At 50.8% G+C, this 26,815-nt stretch carries 21 protein-coding genes; 16 read left to right on the plus strand and 5 right to left on the minus strand.

The window, feature by feature from the left end; genetic code table 11:
- Positions 1 to 91: 91 nt before the first annotated feature.
- Positions 92 to 1,333: a beta-ketoacyl-ACP synthase II gene (fabF, locus tag PRIO_RS15190; protein ID WP_020427279.1), complete on the minus strand. Its 1,242-nt coding sequence runs from the start codon at positions 1,331 to 1,333 to the stop codon at positions 92 to 94.
- 164 nt (positions 1,334 to 1,497) lie between these two features.
- Between fabF and PRIO_RS15195 the strand changes: the two genes are divergently transcribed.
- Together PRIO_RS15195 and PRIO_RS15200 are read left to right on the plus strand one after the other, a co-directional pair.
- The gene (locus PRIO_RS15195; protein WP_046503267.1) at positions 1,498 to 2,346 is read left to right on the plus strand and encodes a helix-turn-helix transcriptional regulator; all 849 of its coding nucleotides are present in this window, start codon (positions 1,498 to 1,500) and stop codon (positions 2,344 to 2,346) included.
- 118 nt (positions 2,347 to 2,464) lie between these two features.
- Positions 2,465 to 3,583, plus strand: a complete 1,119-nt coding sequence (locus PRIO_RS15200; protein ID WP_020427276.1) for a citrate synthase/methylcitrate synthase — start codon at positions 2,465 to 2,467, stop codon at positions 3,581 to 3,583.
- Positions 3,584 to 3,891: 308 nt separating this feature from the next.
- Here PRIO_RS15200 and PRIO_RS15205 read toward each other — a convergent pair whose 3' ends face one another.
- On the minus strand, positions 3,892 to 4,179 hold the full coding sequence (locus PRIO_RS15205) for a hypothetical protein (protein WP_020427275.1): 288 nt from the start codon (positions 4,177 to 4,179) through the stop codon (positions 3,892 to 3,894).
- Positions 4,180 to 4,347: 168 nt separating this feature from the next.
- On the opposite strand from PRIO_RS15205, the gene PRIO_RS15210 reads away from it, so the two are divergent.
- Positions 4,348 to 5,124, plus strand: coding sequence for an exodeoxyribonuclease III (locus PRIO_RS15210; RefSeq protein ID WP_020427274.1), 777 nt, complete (start codon positions 4,348 to 4,350; stop codon positions 5,122 to 5,124).
- Between the two features lie 64 nt (positions 5,125 to 5,188).
- Here the strand turns inward: PRIO_RS15210 and PRIO_RS15215 are convergent, their stop codons facing one another.
- Together PRIO_RS15215 and PRIO_RS15220 are read right to left on the minus strand one after the other, a co-directional pair.
- A complete protein-coding gene (locus PRIO_RS15215) occupies positions 5,189 to 6,652 on the minus strand; it encodes a serine hydrolase domain-containing protein (protein ID WP_046503272.1) in 1,464 nt (487 codons plus the stop codon).
- Positions 6,653 to 6,752: 100 nt separating this feature from the next.
- Positions 6,753 to 7,823, minus strand: a complete 1,071-nt coding sequence (locus PRIO_RS15220) for a VanZ family protein (RefSeq protein WP_231869903.1) — start codon at positions 7,821 to 7,823, stop codon at positions 6,753 to 6,755.
- Between the two features lie 281 nt (positions 7,824 to 8,104).
- Between PRIO_RS15220 and PRIO_RS15225 the strand changes: the two genes are divergently transcribed.
- The 7 genes from PRIO_RS15225 to PRIO_RS15255 all read left to right on the plus strand — a co-directional run bounded on the left by PRIO_RS15225 (position 8,105) and on the right by PRIO_RS15255 (position 15,128).
- Complete coding sequence (locus tag PRIO_RS15225) at positions 8,105 to 8,452, plus strand: hypothetical protein (RefSeq protein ID WP_046503278.1); 348 nt, start codon at positions 8,105 to 8,107, stop codon at positions 8,450 to 8,452.
- 117 nt (positions 8,453 to 8,569) lie between these two features.
- Positions 8,570 to 8,980 (plus strand): hypothetical protein, encoded by a 411-nt coding sequence (locus PRIO_RS15230; protein WP_052741461.1) that lies wholly within the window; start codon positions 8,570 to 8,572, stop codon positions 8,978 to 8,980.
- A 150-nt stretch (positions 8,981 to 9,130) separates the two neighbouring features.
- The gene (locus PRIO_RS15235) at positions 9,131 to 9,844 is read left to right on the plus strand and encodes a response regulator transcription factor (protein WP_039786834.1); all 714 of its coding nucleotides are present in this window, start codon (positions 9,131 to 9,133) and stop codon (positions 9,842 to 9,844) included.
- On the plus strand, positions 9,845 to 11,188 hold the full coding sequence (locus tag PRIO_RS15240) for a sensor histidine kinase (protein ID WP_039786833.1): 1,344 nt from the start codon (positions 9,845 to 9,847) through the stop codon (positions 11,186 to 11,188). It begins immediately after the preceding gene.
- Positions 11,189 to 11,324: 136 nt separating this feature from the next.
- Positions 11,325 to 12,557, plus strand: coding sequence for an aminopeptidase (locus PRIO_RS15245; RefSeq protein WP_020427266.1), 1,233 nt, complete (start codon positions 11,325 to 11,327; stop codon positions 12,555 to 12,557).
- Positions 12,558 to 13,465: 908 nt separating this feature from the next.
- Positions 13,466 to 14,002, plus strand: a complete 537-nt coding sequence (locus PRIO_RS15250) for a sigma-70 family RNA polymerase sigma factor (protein WP_020428465.1) — start codon at positions 13,466 to 13,468, stop codon at positions 14,000 to 14,002.
- Complete coding sequence (locus PRIO_RS15255) at positions 13,992 to 15,128, plus strand: DUF4179 domain-containing protein (protein WP_046503281.1); 1,137 nt, start codon at positions 13,992 to 13,994, stop codon at positions 15,126 to 15,128. The genes PRIO_RS15250 and PRIO_RS15255 overlap by 11 nt, the downstream gene beginning before the upstream one ends.
- Positions 15,129 to 15,190: 62 nt before the next feature.
- On the opposite strand, the gene PRIO_RS15260 is transcribed toward PRIO_RS15255, so the two are convergent.
- Positions 15,191 to 15,745 (minus strand): GNAT family N-acetyltransferase, encoded by a 555-nt coding sequence (locus PRIO_RS15260; protein ID WP_046503285.1) that lies wholly within the window; start codon positions 15,743 to 15,745, stop codon positions 15,191 to 15,193.
- Between the two features lie 436 nt (positions 15,746 to 16,181).
- Between PRIO_RS15260 and PRIO_RS15265 the strand changes: the two genes are divergently transcribed.
- The 6 genes from PRIO_RS15265 (at position 16,182) to PRIO_RS15290 (ending at position 26,391) form a co-directional block, all read left to right on the plus strand.
- Positions 16,182 to 17,426 carry a sugar ABC transporter substrate-binding protein gene (locus PRIO_RS15265; protein WP_046503289.1) on the plus strand — a complete coding sequence of 415 codons (1,245 nt, stop codon included), beginning with the start codon at positions 16,182 to 16,184 and terminating at the stop codon, positions 17,424 to 17,426.
- A 177-nt stretch (positions 17,427 to 17,603) separates the two neighbouring features.
- On the plus strand, positions 17,604 to 18,458 hold the full coding sequence (locus tag PRIO_RS15270) for a carbohydrate ABC transporter permease (RefSeq protein WP_197545455.1): 855 nt from the start codon (positions 17,604 to 17,606) through the stop codon (positions 18,456 to 18,458).
- A gap of 43 nt (positions 18,459 to 18,501) precedes the next feature.
- Positions 18,502 to 19,326, plus strand: coding sequence for a carbohydrate ABC transporter permease (locus tag PRIO_RS15275; protein WP_020433249.1), 825 nt, complete (start codon positions 18,502 to 18,504; stop codon positions 19,324 to 19,326).
- 43 nt (positions 19,327 to 19,369) lie between these two features.
- Positions 19,370 to 20,362, plus strand: a complete 993-nt coding sequence (locus PRIO_RS15280) for a LacI family DNA-binding transcriptional regulator (RefSeq protein ID WP_046503294.1) — start codon at positions 19,370 to 19,372, stop codon at positions 20,360 to 20,362.
- A gap of 145 nt (positions 20,363 to 20,507) precedes the next feature.
- Positions 20,508 to 22,673 carry a beta-glucosidase BglX gene (bglX, locus tag PRIO_RS15285; protein WP_020433255.1) on the plus strand — a complete coding sequence of 722 codons (2,166 nt, stop codon included), beginning with the start codon at positions 20,508 to 20,510 and terminating at the stop codon, positions 22,671 to 22,673.
- A 331-nt stretch (positions 22,674 to 23,004) separates the two neighbouring features.
- A complete protein-coding gene (locus PRIO_RS15290; protein WP_020433258.1) occupies positions 23,005 to 26,391 on the plus strand; it encodes a GH36-type glycosyl hydrolase domain-containing protein in 3,387 nt (1,128 codons plus the stop codon).
- The last annotated feature ends 424 nt before the right edge of the window (positions 26,392 to 26,815 follow it).

Raw genomic sequence — 26,815 nt, forward strand, 5'->3', positions numbered from 1 at the left:
ATCGTGAAGGAATAGGGCGATCCGTTTTCAGCATGTCCCCGATAACGTGATTATATCTCCTTGTTAAGACCTCTTTTACAGCCTTGTCCGTTTATCCTTCTGTATACTTCCGCAGCACAATAACAGCATTATGGCCGCCGAAGCCAAAGGAATTGCTGATCCCGAGGTTAATGTCCGCCTGGCGGGCGGTGTTCGGCACATAATCCAGGTCACATTCTTCATCCGGATCCTCCAGATTAATAGTAGGAGGGATGATGCCTTCCTGGATACTTTTAACCAGGGCGATGGCTTCCAGGCCCCCTGCTCCTCCAAAGGCATGTCCGGTCATAGATTTATTGGCTGTTACGGGAATCCGGTAGGCCTGGTCTCCGAACAGTTTTTTGATCGCCAGCGTCTCTGAACGGTCACCGACAAGCGTGCTCGTGGCATGGGCGCTAATCACATCCACTTCCCCCGGCGTCACCCCCGCCTCATTCAACGCGAGTTTCATCGCCTGATAGGCTCCGATACCCTCCGGATGGGTTGCTACCATGTGGTAGGCATCCGAGCTGGCACCATAGCCGGTTACCTCGCCGTAAATTACGGCATTCCGCCGCAAAGCATGGGATAATGCCTCCAGAATGACTATGCCGCTGCCTTCCCCGATAACAAACCCGTCACGGTTCCTGTCAAAAGGACGGCTTGCCTTATGCGGGTTGTCATTATTCGTAGATAATGCTGTCGCATTTCCAAAGCTGGCCAGAGATATTTCGGTAATGGCCGCTTCGGCCCCTCCGGCAATCACCACATCGGCCCCGCCGTAGCGGATCAGCCGGAATGCTTCGCCAATTGCCGTATTGCCAATGGAGCAGGCGGTCACCGGAGAGAGTGTAGGGCCGAGCGCCCCCAGCTTGATGCTGATCACCGCTGCGGCCATATTGGAGATGAGCATCGGGATCAGCGTCGGGCTGATCCTTTCCGGCCCGCGGGAGCGCAGCACATCATTTTGCTCCATCAAGGTCTGAATCCCTCCGACGCCGGAGCCTACATACACGCCTAGACGTTCGCGGTCGATTTTGTCCAACCGGAGCCCGGACTGGGCCCATGCATCTTCTGCAGCGGCTAATGCGAACTGGCTGAACCGGTCCATCCGCCGGGCCTCCTTGCGGCCGAACCGGCCCTCAGAATCAAAATCCTGTACAGCTCCGGCGATTTTTGCCTTGAAATGTGTGGTATCGAATGTGGTAATGGGAGAGATCCCTGATTCACCTGCAGCTAAGCGGCTCCAGAATTGATCTACTGTATTGCCGAGCGGCGAGGTTAAGCCCATGCCGGTAATCACAACGCGTTCCATAATTATCCTCCTTAACATTTATGTGAAGCCAGTATTTCTGACTCCGAATGCAGTTTGGTTTACGTGTTTATTTTTCCACTTTATTTATCCTATTACAAGTTGTCGTTTATCATAGTATAATTACTACTATTCTAAACATCGGATCAGAAAGAGGCGTATAAATTATGTCTACCCAGACAAGGCTTCAGGCGTTATCGGATTTTTTAAAAGCCCGGCGTGCAGCGATTTCTCCAGCTTCCGCCGGATTGCCCCAGGGCACGCGCAGACGGACTCCGGGCTTGCGGAGGGAAGAGGTGGCACAGCTGGCCGGAGTGAGCAATACCTGGTACACCTGGCTGGAGCAAGGCCGGGATATTAAAGTATCGCCGTCTGTCCTGGATTGTATTGCTGGCGCATTGCAGCTGACCAAAGATGAACGCAGCTATTTATTTGCCCTAGCACTGGAGAACGGGTCCGGAGCGGCTCCTTATCCGCCGCAGGAGGAGCTCTCCGTAATCAATCCTTCTCTCCAGAAGATCCTCCACGAGCTGACCACCTGCCCGACCATTATTTCCGACCGCCGCTGCAACATTGTAGGCTGGAATGACGCTGCGGCGCATGTTTTTTTGGATTTCGCCAAGCTGCCGCCGGAGGAGCGGAATATGATCTCCCTATTGTTCGTGCGGAAGGAGTTCAAGCGCCTGGCTGTGAACTGGCAGCAGTTCGTCAGAGGATATCTATCCATATTCCGGGCCTATTACGGCCAATATGTGGAGGATCGCTGGTATGATGACTTCATCGCAGAGATGAAGGAGCGGCATCCGGAGTTCCATCCGCTGTGGGAGGAGAGCCGGGTCAGCTCGGCCCCGGATGTGGTCCTTGAATTCCGTCACGCCAAAGCAGGGAAAATGCTGTTCCATTTGACCTCGCTTCAAGTTCACGGCAGTACGGATCTGCGGTGCAGCATCTATACCCCGGCAGGGGATTCCAATACTGAAGCCAAACTCAGGCAGCTGATGGAACAGCAGGTTTAGGGCCAATAAAAATTATTTATGTATTCATAAAAAACAATAAATATGCAATATTGGATTTGACGTTTATACTCCTAATATGATGATTACTTTTATGGAATCGGAAAAGGAGCTTAAAATAATGGCAAAAGTGACCGGATTAGAAGGCGTAGTAGCAGGAGAAACCGACATCGGATTGGTCGATGGGGAGAGGGGGTATCTGGTATACCGGGGATATTGGGCTAAAGAGCTTGCAGTGACACGTTGCTACGAAGAAGTGGCTTTTTTACTGTGGAACGGGTACTTGCCATCAGCGGAGGAGCTGGAGCAGTTGAAGAACGAGATGGCCGCCTCCCGCAAGCTGCCTGAGTATATCCGGCGGATCATTGAGCTGCTGCCCGCTTCCGTTCCGATGATGCTGGTGCTGCAAAGTACGGTTGCCGCCCTGGGAGAACAGGGGAATGCTGCTTGGCCGCCGGCACAAGGGGAGGCGGTAAGGCTTGCAGCTATCCTGCCGACCATTATTGCTTACAGATACCGTACACTGAACGGGTTAACACCTCTGGAACCGTTGCCCGAACTAGGCCATGCCGCCAATTACTTATACATGCTAACCGGTGAAAAACCAACGGAGGCCCATGTGAAGGCACTCAGTGCTTATCAGATTTTGTGCATGGAGCACGGCATGAATGCTTCAACCTTCGCTGCCCGCGTGGTGCTGTCTACCGAATCGGATATGTATGCATCAGTCGCCGGAGCGATCGGAGCAATGAAAGGCCCGCTGCACGGCGGAGCGCCTTATGAGGTGATCTCCATGCTTGAGGCTATCGGAACCAAGGAGCGGGCGGAGCCGTGGCTGCGCAATGCCCTGGAGAACGGAAACAAGCTGATGGGCTTCGGCCACCGGATCTACAAGACCAAAGATCCGCGCGCAGAAGCGCTTCAGATTGCAACACAGGAAATGATCGGTACAGATCCTTCCTTTGATCTGGCACTGCATGTGGAGGCTGCTGCTATCCGTCTCCTTGAAGAATATAAGCCTGGACGCCGGCTGTTCACCAATGTGGAATTTTATGCCGCCGCTATTCTGAAGGCACTTGAGCTTTCGCCTGATATTTTCACACCTACCTTCACTGCCGGCAGAATCATCGGCTGGACCGCTCATATTATAGAGCAGGCCGCCAATAACCGGATTTTCCGTCCGCAATCCATCTACACGGGACCTATGCCCCGGAATGAATTCTATATAGAGCGAACATGAAAAAGTAACAAAAGGGAAAAGGGGTGGAGGGGAAGTTTGGAACTGGAGGAGCGAATGCGTCCGCCTTTGTCTGCGGATTTCAACCGCGAACAGCGGTATAAATTAAAGAAATCTGCAGACAACAGCGGCCGGAAGTCCAAACATTCTCCGGAGTCCCGACGAAGTCCCTAATGTAAATATCTTAAGTTCACTCTATATAGGAAGCTTAATTACTAATCATCAAAACATCCCCGTCCGGCAAGCGGACGGGGATGTTTGAGCGGAGGAATGAAAATGAGAGAGCATGAGGGGGATACTCTGGCATTCTCTTAGAAATCGGATGTTGCAATTTCAATCGTGCCGAAGACTGCACCGGCAGCCGTGCTGATAAGTGCGGCAACCTGCAAAGCGTTAACGGTAATTGAAAGGCTGTTCAATGCAGGAATACTATAAGTGACGGATGGCGCATTGACCCGGTAAATGACAAGATCTACAGGGAATGTCGATGCATTGTTAACAATCACAGCCCCGTTGAGGATGCCATCCAGATTCTCGTAGTAGGATTTACCTACAGAGGGTGCCAGGTTGAAGAATTGTTGCGGTAACAGGATAGACATAGTAACGACCTCCTTTCCATTTGATAGAATATTCTATTCTTATACTCTATGATTGCTTTGACATATATCATAGGAGGTTAGCACAATTTAATAGTGTACAGGCAGGCATCCGGAAGCTTGTAATATGTTACACTGGAAGTAATTCTGTGAATAGTAAGGAGAATCAAGATGACCAAGCTGGTGTCCTGGAATGTGAATGGGCTGAGAGCCTGCGTTAGCAAAGGCTTTATGAATTACTTCAAAGAGGCTGAGGCAGATATTTTTTGTGTGCAGGAGACTAAGCTTCAGGAGGGGCAGATTCTTCTGGATTTGGGAGAAGCGTATGAACAGTACTGGAATTATGCGGTGAAAAAAGGGTATTCGGGAACGGCTGTTTTTACAAAAATTAAGCCGCTCTCCGTAAGATACGGAATGGAAGTGGATTCGGAGCCTGAGGGGCGGATGATTACGCTGGAATTCAACGGCTTCTATCTGGTCAATGTCTATACTCCGAACGCGAAACGCGATTTGACGAGACTGGATTACAGAATGGAATGGGAGGACCGCTTCCGCAGCTACCTGCAGGAGCTGGATAAGCGCAAGCCTGTGCTGGTCTGCGGAGATTTGAATGTGGCCCATCAGGAGATCGATCTGAAGAATGCCAAGGCCAACCGTGGAAATTCAGGCTTTACGGATGAAGAGCGGGGCAAGATGACCGAACTCCTGGAGTCAGGCTTCATTGATTCGTTCAGACATTTGCATCCTGATCAGGAAGGGGCTTATACCTGGTGGTCCTATATGCCGAAGATCAGGGAGCGGAACGTGGGCTGGCGCATTGACTACTTCCTGGCCTCATCGCGTCTTGCACCGCAGCTTAAGATGGCGGGAATCGAGTGCAATGTAATGGGCAGCGATCATTGTCCGGTGGTTTTGCAGCTTGAGGATACACCGCAATTATCTGTGTAAAAAAGAGGACCGTGCAACCCGTAAAACGGTGCATGGTCCTTTGCATTTCCGCTGCTGTCTTATCCTATGCCAAGCGGCCGATGAATTCTGCTTCCAAATCCTCAGCGGACATGGAAACATTAAACTGTTGTTTAAGGACTATGGAGTCTTCTCTGACGGACACTTCAAAAGTAAGACAGAAGGGAGTTTCCACGAGCAGCAGAGTCATCTTAAGTTTATTCTCATCCGTCCAGGTGAAGCTTGACATGATCAGGTTATTTTTGTGATCCAATATTTTGGCCGAGCTTTCTGCCCATTCGCCCCGGCCAAGCTTGACCGTCTGTTCCCCGTACCTGCCTTGTAAGGTTAACACAGCCTCAGTAGCGGTAAAAGAAAGCGCCAGGGAAGCGAGCTGCTGCGGATGATCTTTCAACCGGTATACTTTTCCGTTCAGGGTTTCCTCAAGCGTTGAAGCCTTCTGCAGCTGCACAGGCTGTATGCTAAGATGGGCAAGGAGCTGAGCAAGCTCCGCATGTGCAGCGGGATCACTCTCCACAGCCTCCGGTTCCATGCTCATGCCGGGAAGCAGAATATCCCATACTCCGTTCAAAATACTCTGCATATCACTGCCGCCGCTGGTTATGGCAATTACAGCATCCTGTTCCGGCATGACGATGCAGAATTGGCCAAAAGCTCCGTCACCACGGTATGCATTATGGCGGCATCTCCAGAACTGGTAGCCATAGCCCTTAGACCAATCGCTGCTGCTTGCCCCCGGGCTGCCGTCATTATTGTCGATTTGCTTGGAGGCGGCGGCGGCCACCCATTCCTTGGGCAGCAGCTGCCGGTTATTCCACACACCCTGCTGCAAATACAGCTGTCCGAATGCTGCAATATCTTCGGTAGTGACACTTAATCCATATCCGCCTTTATTGATTCCACGGGGACAGGAGGTCCAGGCCGGATTATGGATGCCCAGCGGTGCAAACAAGCGGGGTTCCAGGTATTCGAGTAAAGTGAGACCGCTTACTTTTTGCAGAATGGCAGACAGCATATACGTAGCACCAGTGTTGTAAAGGAAATGGGTCCCCGGTGTCTTCCCGACCGGAAGCTGCAGGAACGCTTTGACCCAGTTGCCGTCTTCGCTGTTCTCCATAAATGAGGTGGTGTCCTCCGTATGGCCGGTTCCCATCATCAGCAGGTGGCTGATATTCATGTTTGCGAGATTGGGACTGATGTCGGCTGGCGCATCTTCGGGAAAAAAGGACACCACTTTATCTTCCACCGTCAAAAGCCCCTCTGCCACCGCCAGGCCTATAGCTGTCGAGGTGAAGCTTTTGCTGAGTGAATATAATGAATGCGGCAGCTCCGGACGATAAGGCGACCACCAGGCTTCCGCCACGACAGCCCCATGACGCAGCAGCATGAAGCTGTGCAGCCCCAATCGCTGTTTCTCCATATGCTTGAGAAAAGCAGAAATTGCTGCTGACGAAATCCCTTGCGCTTCCGGCAGGCTTCTTGGCAATGGTCTGGTAATTAGATTTTCCATAATCACTTCTCCCTTGATAGCAAAGTATAAGAACTAAATCCACTATATTATACCAGCACCGGACATGGAAAAGGGAGCCTTCATAAGGCTCCCTTTCAGCTTATATAGAATCCTCCACAAGATTCTCTGCTGAGGTCTGCTGCTTGTCAGGCCAGGTGATCCGGCTTTGCGTCTTGCTGAGCTGTTCATACACCAGCACCGGATTTCGCTTGAAGACGCGGATGATGAGGTGAATGAGGAACATAAAGTCCAGAAGCATTACCAGGCTGTACGGTATTCCTGTCCATGGACTGGGCAGGCTGGTCAGAGTAGAAGGTGTAGTCAGAAAGACATTTGCTCCGATCAGAACCCCGTACTGAAGAACATATCTTACGATAAGGCCCCATAAGCGGCTGCGGCCGTCTTGACCGCTGATGCTGATGCGCACGACCCATTTGCCGAAAGTCCGCCCGCCCGTACAACAGGGCAGCAGAACAAAATACACAGCTGTAGTAATCCAGTAAGCCCCTTGCATCCCCCACGAATGAAGCGTCAGGAACGGTATCATCCAGATGGGCAGGTCCAGCATCCAGGCAATGCCTCTGCGTGTATACGTGACTCTTTTGGCAGAGTAGTCCACCTTCGAGTCAAGCTGTTCGATACGCGGCAGCAATGCGGATATCCAGAGCGCGATCCGGTAACCTAAAACTCCCCCGAGGGTGTTGGTGATCAAGTCGTCAACATCGAAGATCCGGTAAGGATGATCAAAAAATCCGTATATCCCCGTAATCTGTGTCACCTCGAAGAGCAGGGAAAGCCCAAAGGAGAGCAGGATGCACATCACCCACCGTGTCCGGAAATAATAGCCCAAGAACAAGCCGAACGGAACAGTCAGCACCACGTTGAACGCAGCCAGAAGGAAATCAGGCTGACGGAAAATACTGAAATACGAAAGGAAATTCCCCGGATCGATATTGGAATTCCGTCTGATTTCCTGGATGAATTGCAGCGGGACATGCTGAATAATACTGCCGACAGGCGCTGCATTATGCCTTGAAGCCGGCATCGGAAGCATAATCAGATAGAAGGCGTTCAGCAAATAGAGCAGCAGCAGATACAGGACAACCGCCCGAACCTTGTTGATATAGCCATGCCGCCTGTATTGAACCACAAGGAAAGGAAGTGTAAACACGAGTGCTGCCACCGGAAAAGACATGAATGCATTTGAGATTGGGAAAAGATAGGATTGAAACATGGTCCACCTGCCGTGAATAAGATAATTGTTGCAAATATTGAGCTTCGGGTGATCCTTGCTTCGCGCCGCAGACCCCTTCTGGGAGTTAGACGATGCTTAACGCCGGAATCACTGCAAAACCGCACAATTCTCATATTATAATGTTCGTTGAACCGGAGTGCAACTAATGATTTGAACCGATCCGGCATACATATGTCAGGAGAGGAGCGTGAAGCAGTATGGAGAAGAAGGTTCAGCAATATTACAAACTAAAAGCGAAGCATAAGGAAATGGAAAAGGAACTTAGCGGGCTTCGGCAAGACATCCTGGCCTATTGCACGGAAAAAGGGGAGGCAGACAGTGAAATCGGCGGCTACAGGGTGAAGCTGATTACGCAAAACCGTAAAGAATACGATGACGAGAAGCTGTTTCAGACGTTAGCCGATCCTGAGGTCTGGAGGCTGATCTCCAAAGCTGACCCGGCCAAGATCGCCAGCCTGGCCAAGCTGAACATTATTGATGAAGACAAAATCGCCCATACGTATGTACTTAAGACAATTACTATTTTGCAAGTGGATAAGAAGTAGTGGAGGATCAGTGCCGGGCAGATGTGTGCAATCATATACTTTTTTCATAGTTATCTCACAGAATATCCATATCCAATTGTTATTCTAAAGTCACTTCAAAGGAAGAGGTGGTTCAAGATGAATAACAAATGGACAAGAAAAGCAATTGCATTGCTGGCTGTGATGAGTGTGGTGGGCGGCTCTGCCAGTGCATTCGCGGCATCAGCACCGGCACCGGTTAAGACAACGATTGCTTCCAAGGCGGCTGCACCTGCTGCCAAGACTCTCACTGCCGCACCTGCTGTAAAGCACTCTACACCTGTCGTGAAGCACTCCGCACCTGCCGTTACTGCCAGCACCTCGGGAAAGACCACAGCCAAACCAGCCGTGAGCAAAACGACGGCAAAAGCAACCAAGCCGGCCACTAAGAAAACGACGGTGAAGGCAGCAACCAAACCAGCCTCTAAGAAAACAGCGGTGAAGGCAGCAGCCAAGCCAGCTGCTAAGGCAACAGCTGCCGCTCCGGCTGTGAAATCCAAAAAGAAATAACGCATCGGCTTAAGGTTCTAAATCAGGCTGTTCAGCTTCATAGTTCATCTGTAACCAAGACGGGACCGCATGCGGGATTCCCGTCTTTTGTCTATTATGTTACCCTGTATATATTAAGAGGCTTATCCAGAAAGGCAGAGTGACTTGGCAGTGGGCACAATAGTGGTGGTAGACGATGACCTTTTCATTTTACAACTGCTCTCTGAATATTTGCGCAAGGAAGCCTATGAGGTGACTTCTTTTTCCAGCGGGGCGAATCTGGTGGAATATGTGCGCTCTGAAGAACCGGAATGTCTGATCCTGGATATCATGATGCCTGGTATTGACGGGCTGTCTTTGCTTACGGAATTGCGCTCGTTTACCGAGATTCCCATTATTATGATCTCCGCGCGCGGCGAAGAAAGCGACCGTATTCACGGGCTGGAGCTGGGCTGCAGCGATTTTCTGAGCAAGCCGTTTAATCCGCGGGAGCTGGTGGGGAGGGTGAAGGCGATGCTGCGCTTGTATAGAATGGGAAATGGCGCCTCAGGCGATTCCGCAGCTCCAATCAAGCCGGATCATATCTGCCATGCCGGAAATCTGAAGATTTATGCCGATTACCGCCGGGTTACCGTAGATGGGACAGATATCAGCCTGACCTCGCGTGAATTCGAGCTGCTGCTGTTTTTGGCGTCGCATATTGAGCGGCCGTTCGGCCGGGAGCAGCTTATCCAGCATGTATGGAATTACGATTTCTTCGGGGATGTCCGTGTTGTGGATGATCTTGTCAAAAGAATCCGTAAAAAGCTGGCCGAGCACGGCTCCACACTTCTGATTAATACGGTCTGGGGCTTCGGCTACAAAGCGGCCGTGAGCAAAATATAAATGCGCACCATAAGAGGCAAGATGCTGCTGTCCTTTTTTTTGGCGCTAGTGGTTACCGTCGGAATCACTGTAGCTCTGTTCGTGCGCCTGATCGACGATATCCTGGTGAATCAAGTCAAGACACAGCTGCATGGGCAGGCGGAAAAGGCGGAGAAAATTTTGCAGGACAGCGACATCTCCAGGCTGAACAATACGGAATTCAAGTATGTGGTCAAGGGGATGATGCTGAATGCGGACTATTTAATACTTGACGCAAACAATAAAATCATCGACGCAAACGAAGACCAAGGGGTGGGAACCACGCTCCATTATGCTCTCTCCGAACGGCAAGGGATAGCGGTATTGCATGGCAAGAAGATACTGTATACCAAAGAGCGTCTGTCGGGACGGCCTTATTCTATCTTCATCTATGCTCCGCTCTCCTCGCTCAGAGCGCTCTATGGGTCTCTAATGAGAACGACGCTGCTGGCGATCGGGTTCAGCTTCTTCATGATCCTGGCGATCGGACTGCTGACCGTATCGCGCGTGGTCCGCCCATTGAACCGGTTGAAGGAAGCGGTAAGCCGCTATGAGCCTTACCGTTCGCAGGATGCTGTCTTTCCGGTGGATGACACCACCGAAATCGGCGAGTTGATAACAACCTTCCAGTCCATGTCAGAACGCATTCAGCAGCACCAGCGCAATCAGGTTGAGTTTCTGCAGAATGTCTCCCATGAGCTGAAGACGCCGCTTATGTCGATTCACGGCTTTGTGTTCGCTATTCAGGACCAGGTGGTTACGCAAGAGACGGGACTGGATGTTATTATGAACCAGTCACTGCGTTTGATTGATATGGTGGACAAGCTGCTGCAGCTTTCCAGGCTGGAGGCAGTCGATGAACATTGGCCCATTTCGGAAATTGATCTGCGCACAATGGCGGAAGAAGCGGCACTGCTGCTCATGCCGGCGGCGAACGCGCGGGGAGTTGCACTGAAGGTGGAGGGGGAGAGCCTGCTTACCGTTGCTGCCGGGGAGCAGTTGTTTCAGGTTCTGGTGAATTTGCTGCAAAATGCGGTAAGGCATACTTCCAGTCAAATCCGTGTGCAAATCGAAGCCGGTTACCCCGGTGCCGGCTGGGCAATACATATTGATGATGACGGCAATGGATTAAGCGAAGCGGAGCGGGAAGCGGTATTTCAGCGGTTTTACACCGGACCCAACGGAGTTACAGGCCTCGGCCTGGCGATTTGCCGGCAGATTGCCGCGAATTTGGATGGTGAATTAACCTATTCCAGCTCCCCGCTCGGCGGCGCCCGGTTCAGTTTTATTAAGTATGAAGGACGGTTAGCCGGTACGGGCGGATAGAGATGCTCCGAATTGGACTCGCAACCCCGTGATTTTTGCGTTAAAATGACAATGGATACGAAATCCCCGACTGCTTCGGGCAACGGGGTTGTTTCGCATGGGGAACAGCAATTATAGATATGGAGGACATGAAGCGATGTTGGATTTTGATGTGATGCTTGAGAAATATGCGGACCTGGTTGTCCGGGTCGGAGTGAATGTGCAGCCGGGCCAAGTGCTGATGATTCATTCGCCGCTGGAGACGGCAGAGCTTACCCGCCTGATTGTAGGCAAAGCCTATGAAGCAGGAGCCAAATATGTGCTTGTGGATTGGGACGACGAAAAAGTTACAAGAATTCGGTATGAGAAGGCGGCGGACGATTCTTTTGGATATTACCCGCAGTGGCAGGCCGATATGCTGGAGGGCTTTGCCGAAGAAGGCGGGGCTATTTTACATATTAAGGTGCCAGATCCGGAACTGTTCCGGGGCATTGATTCCTCCAAGGTGTCCACTGCAGTAAAAGCTGCAGCCGTTGCCCGCAAAAAGTACCAGAACTACACCCGAAATAACAAAATCAGCTGGTCGCTGATCAAGGCGCCGACAAAAGCCTGGGCGGATAAGGTGTATGCCGGTCTTCCGGAGGAGGAGCGGGTAGCCGCGATGTGGGAAGCTGTATTCCAGATGAACCGTGTAGGCAGCGGGGACCCTGTAGCCGCCTGGCGCGAACATATTGCCGACCTCAAGAAATCCCAAGACCGGATGAATGCCAAACGCTACAAAAGTCTGCACTACCGCGCTCCGGGAACCGATCTGCATGTGGAGCTTCCGGAAGGGCATCTCTGGCGCGGAGGCGGCGGCGAGAATGCAAGCGGAGTGTATTTTGTAGCCAACATGCCGACCGAAGAAGTCTATACGATGCCGCACCGCAAGGGAGTTAATGGTACCGTCAGCAGCACACTTCCGCTTAATTTGAACGGACGGCTGGTGGATGGCATTACAATTACGTTTACGGATGGCAAAGTCACGGCTTATGATGCTGAATCCGGGCGCGAGCATCTGACTTCGCTGCTGGAAACGGATGAAGGAGCTTCTTATCTGGGTGAAGTGGCGCTGGTGCCGCATGATTCTCCTATTTCACGTCTGAATACAGTTTTTTACAACACCGGAATCGACGAAAATGCTTCCTGCCACTTTGCGCTCGGCAGCGCATATCCTTCAAACATTGAAGGCGGAACCTCACTCAGCAGCGAAGAGCTGCTGGAACGGGGAGCCAATGTAAGCCTCACGCATGTTGACTTTATGGTTGGTTCCGCTGAACTCGATATCGACGGCGAATTGGCCGATGGCACGGTCGAGCCGGTCTTCCGCAAAGGGAACTGGGTGCTGTAGGACAAATGTAATATTTCTTTTTGTGCACGGTATGTGCACGGGCCGGGGCTGCAAGCTCACCTGAGGGTGGGCTTTGCAGCTATTTTTTATGATAAGATTTTATAAGATTTAGAGGAAGCGAAGCTTACCCCTAATTTAATTGTATAGGAAATTATACAGTGTAAAAAATGCGGATATCTTGGAAGCCTCACAGGATATAAGTGATGCAGGAGGATAGGGCTCCATCCGCGGACTGCAGCGGACAGAGGGGATCTTATTTTGCCAAAAATCTTGTTTTTTCAGCGGTTACGGACCGAGGAGACGTTATAACGTTCAATTGAGCCTGGAATCAAGGGGAAAGGGAGAAATAGAGGCATCTCAGTCCGTTAGTCCTGCGGAATAGCCGAATCTTCTATCCATAACGGCTCTCCTGTCCGTAATGGCTACGGATCAATCGTGAAGGAATAGGGCGATCCGTTTTTACCGGCTTCTTCGCAGGTGCTAGTTGGAAAAAGGGAACTTATTTTTCCGAAAATTAAGAAATTCTGAGATTGAAGTGGAAAAAGTAAAACTAATTGGGCCACATTTCTGGTTCAATGGCGAAATCGGCTGAATTAGTGTCCCTTTTTCCACTTCATCTGCCCGAGGATAGGGTACTCCGGCAAATTAGTGACCCTTTTTCCACTTAAAGAAGTTGCTGTAGGATTCACGGGGAATCGTTCTCCAGGTAACGCTAGAACCATGACGGCTACACTGTCCCGTGGAGGACCGCACAGCCGTTTTTGTTCTAATTTAAGGAGGATAGAGGAAAGGGCAACATCAGCGGGATCCTAACCATGCTTTTATGCGAGGTGAAAATTTAATTTGCCAAAACGGTTTGGCCCGGTTCCCCGTCTTTAACATATACAGAGAAGCAAGGAGGGGAATGAATGGTCAGTCCCAACGCTGAAATGAAAAAGCTCACGGGTGCTGTACCGCGGGAGGATAACGCCTTTTATGATGCGGTAATGGAGCACAGCGATCAGCTGTACCACATCGCCTACAGTTATTTGCGGAACCGGAGTGATGCGCTGGAGGCGGTGCAGGAGGCAACCTGCCGGGCCTGGATCAAGCGGGCTACGCTGAAGGACCCGCAGGCGTTCAAACCGTGGATAATCCGGATTCTGATCTATGTCTGCATCGACGAGCAAAGAAGGCGGAAAAGATCTGTCCCGACACCCGAAGCAGCAATGCGGGAACCCGTCATGCAGGACAGCAGCAGCAAGCTGGAAATGCTGTGGGCTGTGGAGCAGGTGAAGCCGAAATACCGTCATGTGCTGCTGCTGAAGTACTACAACGATATGACCCTGACAGAAATCGCAGACTTGCTCGGGAAGCCGGAAGGAACAATCAAAACCTGGCAGCATAAAGGACTGAAGCAGCTTAGAACGATTATGAAGAACCGGGGTGAATGGAATGATCAGTAGCAGCGAAGAGCAAGCTTTGCTGGCCGATGCCGTGTATATGCAGGGAGAGCCGGATAAGGATGTTGGTAGTGCCGCCTTAAGATCGGCAGTCCAGACGGGAATGGAACGGGGGCAGCAGCGAATGAAAAACCGTGTATTCTCCAGAGGCATGGGCTTCAGTGTCATGGCAGCCGTGGCTGCCGCAGCCGTACTTTTTATCCTTCCTTATTTGCATTCTGCTCCGCAGCCTGTAAGCACCCGCCAGTCAGTGGACTGGGGTGAGCTCGAAGTGTTCAAAGGGAACGCCGTATCCAGTCTGGATCAGCCTACGCTGGATTCGGCAATTCAAAACGGGTATATTCAGATGGTGAATCAAAAAGCAGAAGCTGAAGGATATTCGATTACATTAAATGCCATTACGGCAGACGAAAATAAGATCATGTACTTATACACGGCAGCTACCGATGACAAGCAGGAGATTTACAGCATTAACAGTGCAAAGCTGAAAGACAGTGCCACGGACCGTTATCTGAACGCAACGGGACAGGTAGGCGGCAATGTGACGGTCCCGGAACCGGAGAAAAACCATGTATTTTACGGGCGCGGCGTTGTGGAGCTGGATCGTACGGAACCTTTTCCGCAGCAGCTGGAGGCAGAATTCAGAATCGCTTCAGTGAATCCTGGTAAGCTGGCCGACCGGAGAACAGGGACAATCATGGCAGACATGCATTACTCTCCGGTTTTGAAGGTCCGCTTTGCGCTTGATCCCAAATTTCAGGAATACAAGACTCAGATCGTGAAGCCCAACCTGCCATTCACTTTGAACGGGCATGAGGTGGTGCTAAGTCAGGTGGAAATGTCTCCGCTCCTTATACGGGCAAGAGTAGCCTTAAAGAATCCGGCAGAGAACGGTTGGGAAACCAGGGAAGACATCTTTGAGAATACTCTTTTTCAGGGAATAACATCGAAGGTTCAGAGGGAATCCGTACAGCTCAGTCCGGTTTCAGGGAATGGTACGGAGGACGGTTTTGAATATTCGTTCGCCAGCAATTGGCTCAATAACCCGGAGTCGCTTGTGCTGAAGATCAAAGAGCGTAACTCCTTTGACAAAGCGGATATTCAGCTTGAAATTTACAATAAAAAGTAAGGGCTGCGGGCAGCCGCTCGTTCCAGCCCAGGTTAATGTTCTGCCGCCAGAAATGGCGGCTATTATTTTATTTTCGCATTGTTAAACCGGAACGACAGCTTATATCCATCGAAGGTATCGCCGGCTTTTTCCTCATAGATTCCGTTTGTATAATCAGAAACGGTTTTGCGCCAGAATTTCTGGCCGATAACATTTTTGGCTGCGGGATTGGTGAACAGCTCCCAGACGCCTGCAAAACGTCCGAAGACCTGAAGTGCGGCCTGCTGCGCATAACCTTGGCCTCTATAAGGCTGCAGCACAAAGAAATCATTCATAAAATAATCTACTCCTTTGGCACAGTGGGGCGGCGTAGCCACCAGGGCGAAGCCCGCAGGACGACCGTCAGCCCGGATCAGAAACGGATATAGGCAGCCCGGCTTCTCCCACCATATGTTCTGTACATCATATTGTTCAGCCAGCGTCCGCACCTCAGGGCTGTCCTCAAAAATGCCATGCTCATTAAGCACAGGCCCGTCGGTAAGCCCGTAATGCCCGGACAAATCATGCAGGTATAACGGATACATATTCTTGATGATATACGCATCTTTCAGTGTGGTGAGGGTTGTTTCAATGTTCATCTCATTCCAACTTTCTATTTATGTCTATTATATATATTTCAACTTTATAGCTGCGTGTATTGCTGCACAATAGTGAATTCCAGTATAAAAAGAGTTTGGTTTATCGTTGATAACGTGTGTCCAGAAAAAAATTTTGACGGCCTACTTGAAATCGCTAACAACAAGTCATATAATAGGGCTATCGAAACGATTCGATAACAGATTTCACGAACAACCGATTATTTTTAGAAAAGTTATTCCTTTTCGAGGAAAATTGTAGAAAAAGTGGTTTCAGGTCTCCTAATCTGGGTAATTAAAGACTGTAGGCTCTGTATTCCATCCATAATTTCACAGCTGAACTCGAATTTTTTTTCGAAATTAATCGAAACGTTTCGATGTAAGGGCTTAATTCATAGTTTTTGCAATTACGCACACACTAAAACAGGGGTGAAAGAGAATGAAGAAAAAAACAGGTTTAGTGATTACTTCAGCATTATTGGGATTCTCGTTGGTTGCAGCAGGCTGCGGTAGCTCCAAGAATGAATCCGCATCAAGCGACAACAAAACATTGAAGGTGTGGTTCATGGGTACTGCGGACACCGTGACACCGATTGCCAAGATGTATGAAGAAAAAAATCCCGGCATCAAAGTGGAAGTACAAGCTATCCCTTGGGATAATGCACATGACAAACTGCTGACCGCCGTAGCTTCCAAGAACGGTCCGGACGTAGTTCAAATGGGGACAACCTGGATTCCTGAATTTGCAGCTGCCGGTGCGCTGAAGGATATGGCACCTTATATCGAAAAATACCCAAGCATGAAAGCGGAAAACTTCTTCGACGGAGCAGTTCAAACGACCAAATATCAAGACAAGACAGTAGCTATTCCTTTCTATGTTGAAACCCGGGCAATGTTCTACCGCACGGACCTGCTGGGTGAGGTTGGCTATCCTGAAGGTCCCAAGACTTGGGATGAACTGAAGGATGCGAGCAAGAAGCTGGTAGCCAAAGGCGGAGCCGGACATTATGCACTTCCAATCGAAGCGAAGGATTCGATCTATACCGCAATCTTTGCCTGGCAGAACGGAAGCGAGCTGATTGACAGCAACCGTAAGCCGCAGTTCAATCAGCCGGCCTATGTGGAAACTATTAATTTTCTGAAGAGCTTCTATGATGAAGGCCTGTCCCCTAAAGGCACTGATCTGGATACCGTTGCCGCATTTAAGGATGGCACCATGGGAATGTTCATCAGCGGTCCTTGGATGATTCAGACCGTGAAGGAAAAAGCGCCGGAGATTGACGGCAAATGGGCTGTAACCACATTGCCTGCGAAGAAAACCAACACCTCCTCCATTGGCGGTGCGGACCTGTCCATCTTCAACTACAGTAAGAATCCGGATGAAGCCGCGAAGTTCATTGCCTTCATGGCTGAACAGGATGCACAGCTGAAATTCTATGAAACCTCCAACTCCATGCCTGCACTTAAGGCTGCTTGGGAGAATGATGCTCTGAAGGACCCGATGATCCAAGCCTTCGGCAAACAGCTTGAGAACAGCCGTCCTGCTCCAATGGTCACCGAATATGAAGAAATTGCAAAAGCGGCTATGGCCTCTTTCGAACAGATTACGGTGGGCGGTGCGGATACACAAACCGAACTCGACAAGTTGAACGCCAAAGCTAATGAACTGCTCGGCAACAAGTAAGAAGTAAGTGACTGTACAGCATTAACCTTGCCAGACATACTGCCGGAATCTCCCGAGAAGAGGTCCCGGCAGTGTGTGCGTTCATTCTTATCCAGCGAAGAAGTGCAAGAAAGCGAAGGGATGTGAGCAATTGTGAGTTCATTTGTGAAGCAGTGGCACAAAAATAAATACCCGTATATGTTTATCGCACCTGCCGTAATCCTGCTGACCCTATTTTCCATTATTCCGATTATTATCGCGCTGTTCATCAGCTTTACCGATATGGATTTGGTCGGGCTTGCGGATTATTCGAATATTAGCAGTGCGGGTTTTGCGAATTATATCAATATTTTCAAAGACCCGGTCTTCTTGAAGTCTATGTACAACACGATGATTTATGTAGTGATCGGGGTACCGCTCGTGGTGGTCGCCTCCATGGGAGTCGCCCTGCTGCTCAATTACGGAACGGGCTGGCTGTTCAAAAGCTTCCGTGTCATCTACTATATGCCGTCCATCACCAACATTGTGGCCGTAGCCGTGGTGTGGGGTTACTTGTATAACGGCAGCTATGGTCTTTTCAACTACATTCTGTCTATATTTGGACTTCCGGCGCAGCAATGGCTCCAGGACCCGACCCTGGCGAAATTATCGCTGATCCTGCTGGCTTTCTGGAAATCCATCGGGCTTAATATGATTATTTTTCTGGCGGCACTGCAGGGCATTCCCCGCTCTTATTATGAAGCGGCTGAGATTGACGGGGCGACCGGCTGGAAGAAGCTGCGCTTCATCACGGTTCCTTTGCTGGGATTTGCTACTTTCTTTGTGACCATTACGACCTTGATTGGCTGGATTCAGTTCTTCGAAGAACCGCTGGTGATGACCAAGGGCGGACCGCTCAATGCAACGATGTCGATGGCGCTCTTCATTTACAACAATGGCTTCCAGCTCAGCAAGTTTGGTTATGCGGCTGCCGGCTCGTTTGTGCTGTTCATCATCATCATTATTGTTACGCTCATTCAATTCGCGGTCAAAAAGAAAGAAGTGGAATATTAAGCATCAGCTTGCGGGCTGCCAGCTTAAGAAGGAGGGAACAGGCATGGCATTAAGAACGAAACATATCGAAAAGGGCCTGATGATCGCGCTGCTCATTATCGGAGGACTGCTGATGATGGTGCCGTTCATCTGGATGATCGGCTCGTCCTTTAAACCTGAGAATGAATTTACTGTAATTCCGCCAACACTTTTTCCGAGCCACCCGACATTCTCCAACTACCGGGATTTGTTCGTGAAAATGGACTTTGTGATCTATTTGAAAAATACACTGATTATCGTGCTCTGCTCCTTTGTAGGGCTGTTTCTGAATGCGATGGCCGGTTATGCTTTTGCTAAATTTGATTTTCCCGGTAAAAACAAGTTTTTCTATATTATTCTGGCGACGATGATGATCCCTGGACAGGTGACGATGATTCCAACCTATCTGATCATTAACCAGCTGCATTTGGTGAATACGATGGCGGGGATTGTATTGCCTGGTCTGGTGGGGGCGTTCGCAATTTTCCTGTTCCGGCAGTTCATGACGACGATTCCTATCGATTTATTGGAGGCGGCAAGACTGGACGGGGCGGGCGAGCTGCGGATTTTCTTCCAGCTGATGGTGCCGATCGTGAAGCCGGTTTTTGCCGTACAGGGTATCCTGACCTTTATTGGGGCGTGGAACAGCTTCCTCTGGCCGTTGATTATTGCCAATGATGAGAGACTGTATACCTTATCCGTAGGGCTGTCGCTGCTCAAAGGCCAATACGGAACCGAGTTCGGACTGCAGATGGCCGGAGCCGCGTTCATGGTCGTGCCGATTATTATTATATTTATCTTCTTCCAAAAGCATATCATAGAAGGATATACCATCTCCGGCATAAAATAATATAGAGAAGCATATTTGCATGTCTCGGGAAGGATTGAATGAAATGGCAACGATCAAGGATGTGGCCAAGCTGGCAGGGGTAGCTTTGTCAACCGCATCATACGCAATGAGCGGCGACAGCAAGGTGAGCGCCAAGACAAGAGAAAAAGTGCTTGAGGCCGCAAGGCAGCTGAATTATCAGAAAAATGGCTTTGCCATGGATTTGAAAAGAAGCCGCACGAACACGATTGCCCTCATATTGACGGATTTATCCGGGCCGTATTATTCAGAACTTATCCGCAGCATTCAGGATGTGGCTTTATCCAATTCCTATGATCTTATAGCCTGCAGCTCTATGGGAGGGAAAGACTCTACGGCAGTAAGGTTTCTTCTGGAAAAAAGAGTGGATGGAGCTATAGTGCTGGCTCATAATATTACCGATGAAATTCTTCAGGCTGCCGGAAGCTCAAGGTTTCCGATTGTGGTGATGGACAGGCTGATTGCCGGTGAAGGACTGATCAATGTTGTGGTCGACGGAGAACTGGGAGGCTATAGTGCTACCCGTTATCTGATCGATAAAGGTCATCAGCATATCGCCTATATCAGCGGCCCGGCCAATTCCTATGACAATGCGCTGCGGTATAAGGGATTTATGCGTGCGATGCACGAAGCCGGGCTTGAGGAGAAAGCCAAGTGGAAGCTGAACGGCGGGTTTATCCGTGAAGGCGGATATAAGTCCACTAAGATGATGCTGATGCAGGGGGAACTGCCTTCAGCCATCTTTTACGCGAATGATGAAATGGCAGTGGGAGGAATGAAAGCTCTGGAGGAAGGCGGAATTTCCGTGCCGGAGGATATTTCGGTGATCGGTTTTGACGATATCCAGTTGGCTGAATACATCCAGCCCCCGCTGACCACGATCCGGCAGCCGATGTACGAATCCGGTTCTCTGGCCAGCCATCTGCTGTTTCAAATGCTGAACGGAGATACCGTGAACGATTTCTATAAGCTTAAGATTGAACTGGTGGAACGCCAATCCGTCCTGCCTCAGAAGTAATATTGCCAGGTTTCCCGCTAAAAGCGGCGGGTTATCGAAACAAAGTGAAACGTTTATGATTTATTCCGATGATGTAAGATATGAGGCCATATTATAAAAGAGATATAGAAAGAGAAACGTTTCGTTTCATTGGAGGGGGAAACCCATGACTGAACATCTGTACCATAAATATGTGAAACATATGACCCTCGAAGAGAAAATCGCCCAGCTGCTGCAGCTGGCTGCCCCTTTTTATGATGAACCGGGGGATGAATCGGAGATTACGGGACCCATGGAAGAGCTGGGCATCAAGTATGACACCAAACGTGCAGTTGGCTCTGTACTGGGTATCGCGGGCGCCAAGAAAATGATGGCTGTGCAGAAAGAACATCTGGCCGGCAGCAGACTCGGTATTCCGCTGCTGTTCATGGCCGATATTGTGCATGGCTTCAAAACGATTTTTCCGATTCCGCTGGCGATTGGCTGCTCATGGGACCCTGAGCTCGCAGAACAAAGCGCCGGGATTGCAGCACGTGAGTCAGCGGTATCCGGGCTTCATGTGACCTTTGCCCCGATGGTTGATCTGGTCCGCGATGCCCGCTGGGGCCGTGTGATGGAATCCACCGGCGAAGATCCCTATTTGAATGCTGTGTTTGCGAAGGCGTTTGTCCAAGGGTTCCAGGGGGATAATCTTAAGGATGATGTATCCCGTGTAGCGGCCTGTGTGAAACACTTTGCGGCGTATGGACTGGTCGAAGGCGGCCGTGAGTACAATACGGTTGATCTCTCGGAGCGCCAGCTGCGGGAATATTATTTGCCCGCATACAAGGCAGCGGTCGACGCAGGCGTTGAAATGGTAATGACCTCCTTTAATACCGTGAATGGCATTCCGGCTACCGGCAACCGCAGCCTAATGCGCGGCTTGCTGCGTGATGAATGGGGCTTCGACGGTGTCGTGATCTCCGACTGGGCAGCGATCAAGGAAATCATTGCCCATGGTGCAGCGGAAGATGAAAAAGAAGCGGCCTTCAAAGCGATATCCAGCGGTGTCGACATTGATATGATGACCACCAGCTATGTGAACCATTTGCCTGAGCTTGTGGCGGAGGGGCTGGTGGATGAAGCGCTGATCGATGAAGCTGTGCTGCGGATTCTGGTGCTGAAAGAAAAGCTGGGCTTGTTCGAGAATCCGATGCGCGGGGCAGACCCTGAGCTGGAGCAGCAAATTGTGTACAGCCAAGAACACCGGAAAGTCGCTCAGAGACTGGCTGAGAAATCAAGCGTACTGCTCAAGAATGACGGAGTTCTGCCGCTTCAGGCCGGGCAGCGGGTAGCATTGATTGGCCCGTTCGCTGCGAGCGGCGATATTCTCGGCTGGTGGTCCTGGCAGGGTTCCCAAGAAACTGCGGTGCAGCTTGGCGAATCCATGCAAAAGGTCAGCGGTGATCCCGGTCATGTGCTGATTTCTGAAGGCTGCAGCATTGACACGATTACTGAAGCAGGACTGGCAGAGGCAGTTAAGGCTGCTGCGGCTGCTGATATCATTGTGCTGGCGCTGGGTGAATCATCCGAAATGAGCGGAGAAGGCGGCAGCCGCAGTGATATCCGGCTCCCGGAAGCGCAGCTTGAGCTGGTCCGTGAGATGAAGAAACTTGGAAAGCCGGTTGTGGCCGTTCTGTTCAACGGGCGTCCGCTGGATCTGCACGGTGTCTATGATGTGGCGGACGCGGTGCTGGAGGCCTGGTTCCCGGGAAGTGAAGGCGGGGCGGCGCTGGCGGATATTTTATATGGCAAGGTGAATCCATCCGGACGTCTGTCTATGTCTTTCCCTTATTCAGCAGGTCAGATTCCTGTGTACTACAATGCTTACAATACAGGCCGGCCTAAACCTGTTGAACACACGGACAACCGCTATATTTCACAATATATCGATATTCCCAATGAACCGCTGCTGCCCTTCGGTTTTGGCTTAAGCTATACAACCTTTGCCTTTGAAGGCTTCTCCCTGTCTTCAGACTGTTTGTCAGCGGACCGTCCGCTTGAAGCCAGAGTAACCGTAACGAATACCGGAAGCATGGCGGGAACCGAGACTGTACAGCTATACATCCGCGATATGTCCGGCGAAACCGTACGCCCGGTCAAGGAGCTTAAGGACTTCAGACAGGTGCAGCTGCTCCCCGGAGAGAGCAGGGACGTTGTCTTCCAAATTGAAGAGTCCCTGCTCCGCTATCACCACAGTGATCTGACATTCAGCAGTGATCCCGGTATGTTCACAGTATATGTCGGTGCCAATAGCCGCGACACCCAGTCAGCCACTTTCCGCTTAATATAATAACCGTGACATAGAGTGAACTTGAAAAACTAACAAAGGGGAAAAGGGATGGAGGGGAAGTTTGGAACTGTAGGAGCGAATGCGTCCGCCTAAAAGCTTTCCGTAGGAAAGCTCGCTATCTTCAGCATAGACAGTCTGCGGATTTCCACCGCAAATAGCGGTAACAATCAAGAAATCTGTAGATGGGCAGCGGCCGGAAGTCCAAACATTCTCCGTAGTCCCGACGAAGTCCCTAATGTTAATATCTTAAGTTCACTCTATATAGATAGGACTGTGAACTTCAAATATAACAGCGGACTATTACCGCAGCAGATAAGGAAGTGAATAGAAATTGACAACTGCACCAAGTACCAAGCTGTCGATTCAAAAGGGAGATTTAACTTTTACATTTTTGGAGAGCGGTGACCTGTACCAGGCTTTCGGCGGCAAAATGATGATCAACCAGCTGTTGTCCAGCAGCGTGGACGGAGCGCCGGGCAATCTGTATGCAAGGCTTCATCTGTCCGGTGGAATCCAGGCGTTTCCGCTGCTCGGCGTGAAATCTGCCAGCAGGTTCCGCCAGGACGGCGAACGCCTGCTGTGGCAGGGGGAGATCGCAGCGGATCAGGCTGGTACAGTCCTGGACAAAACGATCCGTTATCAGGTTGTTTTTTCAATGGCGGATAACGGGGTATGGTTCTGGGATGTCACCATCGACGGGGCCGGAGTGCCTCTGGATGTGATCTATACCCAGGATGTAGGGATAGCTTCCCCCGGCGCTGTTACCAGCAATGAGGCTTATCTGTCCCAATATATTGACCATACCGTTTTTGAGGATACAGCAAAAGGCTATGTGGTGTGCTCGCGCCAGAACCAGCCGCAGGACGGGAAGTTTCCGTATCTTCAGCAGGGACTGCTGAACGGCGCTGCGGGATTTTCCACCGATGGCTTCCAGTTTTTCGGCCTATCCTACAAAGAGAGCAATGAGCCGGAAGCTTTGTCCCGGGCCAAGCTTGCAAATGAAGTGTACCAGTATGAATTTGCCTTCACCGCGCTGCAGTCTCCGCAGGTCCAGCTGGATGGGCAGGCCCGGTTCACATTCTACGGACTGTTCCGGGAGGATCACCCGTCTGCAATTACGGAATTGGAGTATGCAGCGTCTGTACAGGAGGCTTGGCAGCAAGTCCAGTCCTTCGGCAGCATCTCTGCTGAGGGGGAATGGCTGAGCCCTGTGTCCGTAAATTCCCGGATCGGTGCTCCGCTGCAGACCCTGCCTCTGACCGAAGCTGAGCTGGATGCACTGTTCCCGCATAAGTTCCAGGAGGAACGGGCAGGCGGCAAGCTGCTGGCCTTCTTCACCGAAGGTTATGAGCATGTGGTGCTCAAAGATAAAGAGCTGCTTGTGGAGCGTCCGCACGGCCATATTCTGATGAGCGGGGATAATGCCCGTTTGAACCCAGAAGTTATTACGACAACCTCCTATATGTATGGTATCTTCAATTCACAAGTGGTTATCGGCAATACAAACTTCAATAAAATGATGTCCAATGCCCGCAGTGCATTGAATATTTTCAAAACTTCGGGACAGCGCATTTATGTATATACAGATGATCAATATCATCTGCTGACCATGCCTTCCCTGTACGAGATCGGCTTCAATTATGTACGCTGGTATTACAAAACGGCCTCGGACACCCTGGTAATTACCAATTACACTACCATGGATGAGCCGGAGATCAGACTGCATGTCCGTTCTGCCGGCAACATCGCTTACCGCTTCCTGGTCACGAACCAGATTACCATGAATGTAGCGGAATATGAGGTTCCTTATGAAGTGTCACAAGATGCGGCGGAGGGAACATTGACCTTCCGCGCGGCGAAGTCGGGAACAAGTGCGGAAGTCTACCCTGAACTGGCCTACCGGATGCATCTGAACGGTGCAGTTTACCGGCTGGGCGATGAGTCCATCCTGGTGGATGGTCCCGCTCAGGGCAGCGCATCGCTCGTGGTTATGGAGCTGGAGGCGAGCAAGGAATGGACTCTGACTCTGCAGGGGATGCTGGAGGGCAAAGAACGTACGCTTAACCCGGTTTCTTTTGAAACAGAGGCTGCGCGGTACCGCGAATTTTTGGCCGGAGTGATGAATGGCTTCAAGCTGACGCAGTCCGGCGGCGGAGAAGGCGAGCTGTTCAAGGTGAACGCGCTGGCCTGGTGGTATACCCATAACATGCTGGTTCACTATTCAGTGCCTCATGGTCTGGAACAGTACGGCGGTGCTGCCTGGGGAACCCGCGATGTCTGCCAGGGTCCTGTGGAATACTTCCTGGCCACCCACAAATATGAGCAGGTGCGGGAAATCCTGCTGACGGTATTTGCCCATCAGTATGAGGATGACGGCAGCTGGCCGCAATGGTTCATGTTTGACAAGTATACGCACATCCAGCAGGAGGAGAGCCACGGGGATATCATCGTCTGGCCGCTGAAAGTGCTGGGCGACTATCTGCGGGCGACCCAAGATTACGCCGTTCTGGAGGTGCTGCTTCCGTATACGCGCAAGCACAGCTTCGATTTTACGGAACAGACCGCTTCGCTGCGTGAACATGCGCTCAAGGAACTGAATTATATCAAAACTAACTTCCTGCATGATACCTATCTGTCTTCCTACGGCGACGGGGACTGGGACGATACGCTGCAGCCGGCCAATGCCCAGCTTAAGCAGTACATGGTCAGCAGCTGGACAGTTGCCTTGACGTATCAGACTGTGCTAGGGCTGTCAAATGTTCTGGAGAATGTAGACGCCGCATGGTCTGGAGAGCTGCGTCAGCTGGCGGAAGGAATCAAGGGAGACTTCAACCGCTATATGCTGGGTACGGATGTAATTCCCGGCTTCCTGTATTTCGAAGATCCGGCTGATGCCAAGCTGCTGCTGCATCCTGAAGATAAGGAGACCGGCATCCAGTACCGCCTGCTGCCGATGACCCGCAGCATGATTGGCGAGCTGCTGACACCGGAACAGATGGAAGAGCACTATAAGCTGATTCAGGAGCAGTTCCTCTGTCCGGACGGTGTGCGTCTGATGAATCACCCGGCACAGTATGCCGGAGGTGTCAGCCTGCACTTCAAACGTGCGGAACAGGCGGCGAATTTCGGCCGTGAGATTGGTCTGCAATATGTGCATGCCCATATCCGCTTTGTAGAGGCGATGGCCAAGACGGGCAAACGGGATCAGGTATGGAAAGGGCTGGCCGTCATTAACCCGATCGGCATCCGTGATGCGGTGCCGAATGCGGAACTGCGGCAGAGCAATGCCTATTTCAGCAGCTCGGACGGTAAATTCGCCAACCGCTATGAGGCGCAGGAGCGCTTTGCCGGGCTGCATGACGGTTCCGTTCCGGTCAAAGGCGGCTGGAGAATTTATTCCAGCGGTCCGGGGATCTACATGAACCAGCTGATCTCGAATGTGCTGGGCATCCGCGAGGACGGCGGGGATCTGATTATCGATCCGGTATTGCCGGACGAACTGGACGGTACCCGTCTGGACTTCGATTACGCCGGTGCGCCTGCGGCGTTTGTCTACCATTGCTCCCAAGGCGTCCTTAGCCACGTCAAGGTGAACGGCCAGGAGGTTCAGGCGGAACGGCTGAACAATCCGTACCGCTTGGGCGGACTGCGGATCAAGCGGGCTGACTTTGACCGGCTGCGCAGCGCAGAGGGCACGGTTGTAGACATTTATATGTAAGCTTAGATAAACTACAAGCACCGCAATTGCAAAAAAAGCGGTCAGTGATGCAGACATCCTCAGGCAGGATGCCAGGCGCTCACTGGCCGCTTTTTTGCGTCTGACTAAGAGGAACATTAACTAATGCATTGGTACCGCAGCAGATAGTCATATTTGAAATGACCTTCCTTCAGGTCAGCACTGTATTTTTGCTATAAGTAATCTGTGGTCCGTTATGATTGGCTCCCAGACTCTAACTGTATTTCATACATCTAAAAAGTCATTTTTTTGCGCTGGAACTGAGTTAACTGCACTCTGTACACTAAAATAAACAGTCGTTACGTAAAAGAAGAAATTTTGTCATTTTTAATTGCACAGAGTACAGTTGCTGATGCAGATATGGGTTTTCACATCCTTTTAACTGCAGCAAATACAATTAACGGGT

This window comes from Paenibacillus riograndensis SBR5 (assembly GCF_000981585.1).
GTDB classification, from domain to species: Bacteria; Bacillota; Bacilli; order Paenibacillales; family Paenibacillaceae; genus Paenibacillus_AQ; species Paenibacillus_AQ riograndensis.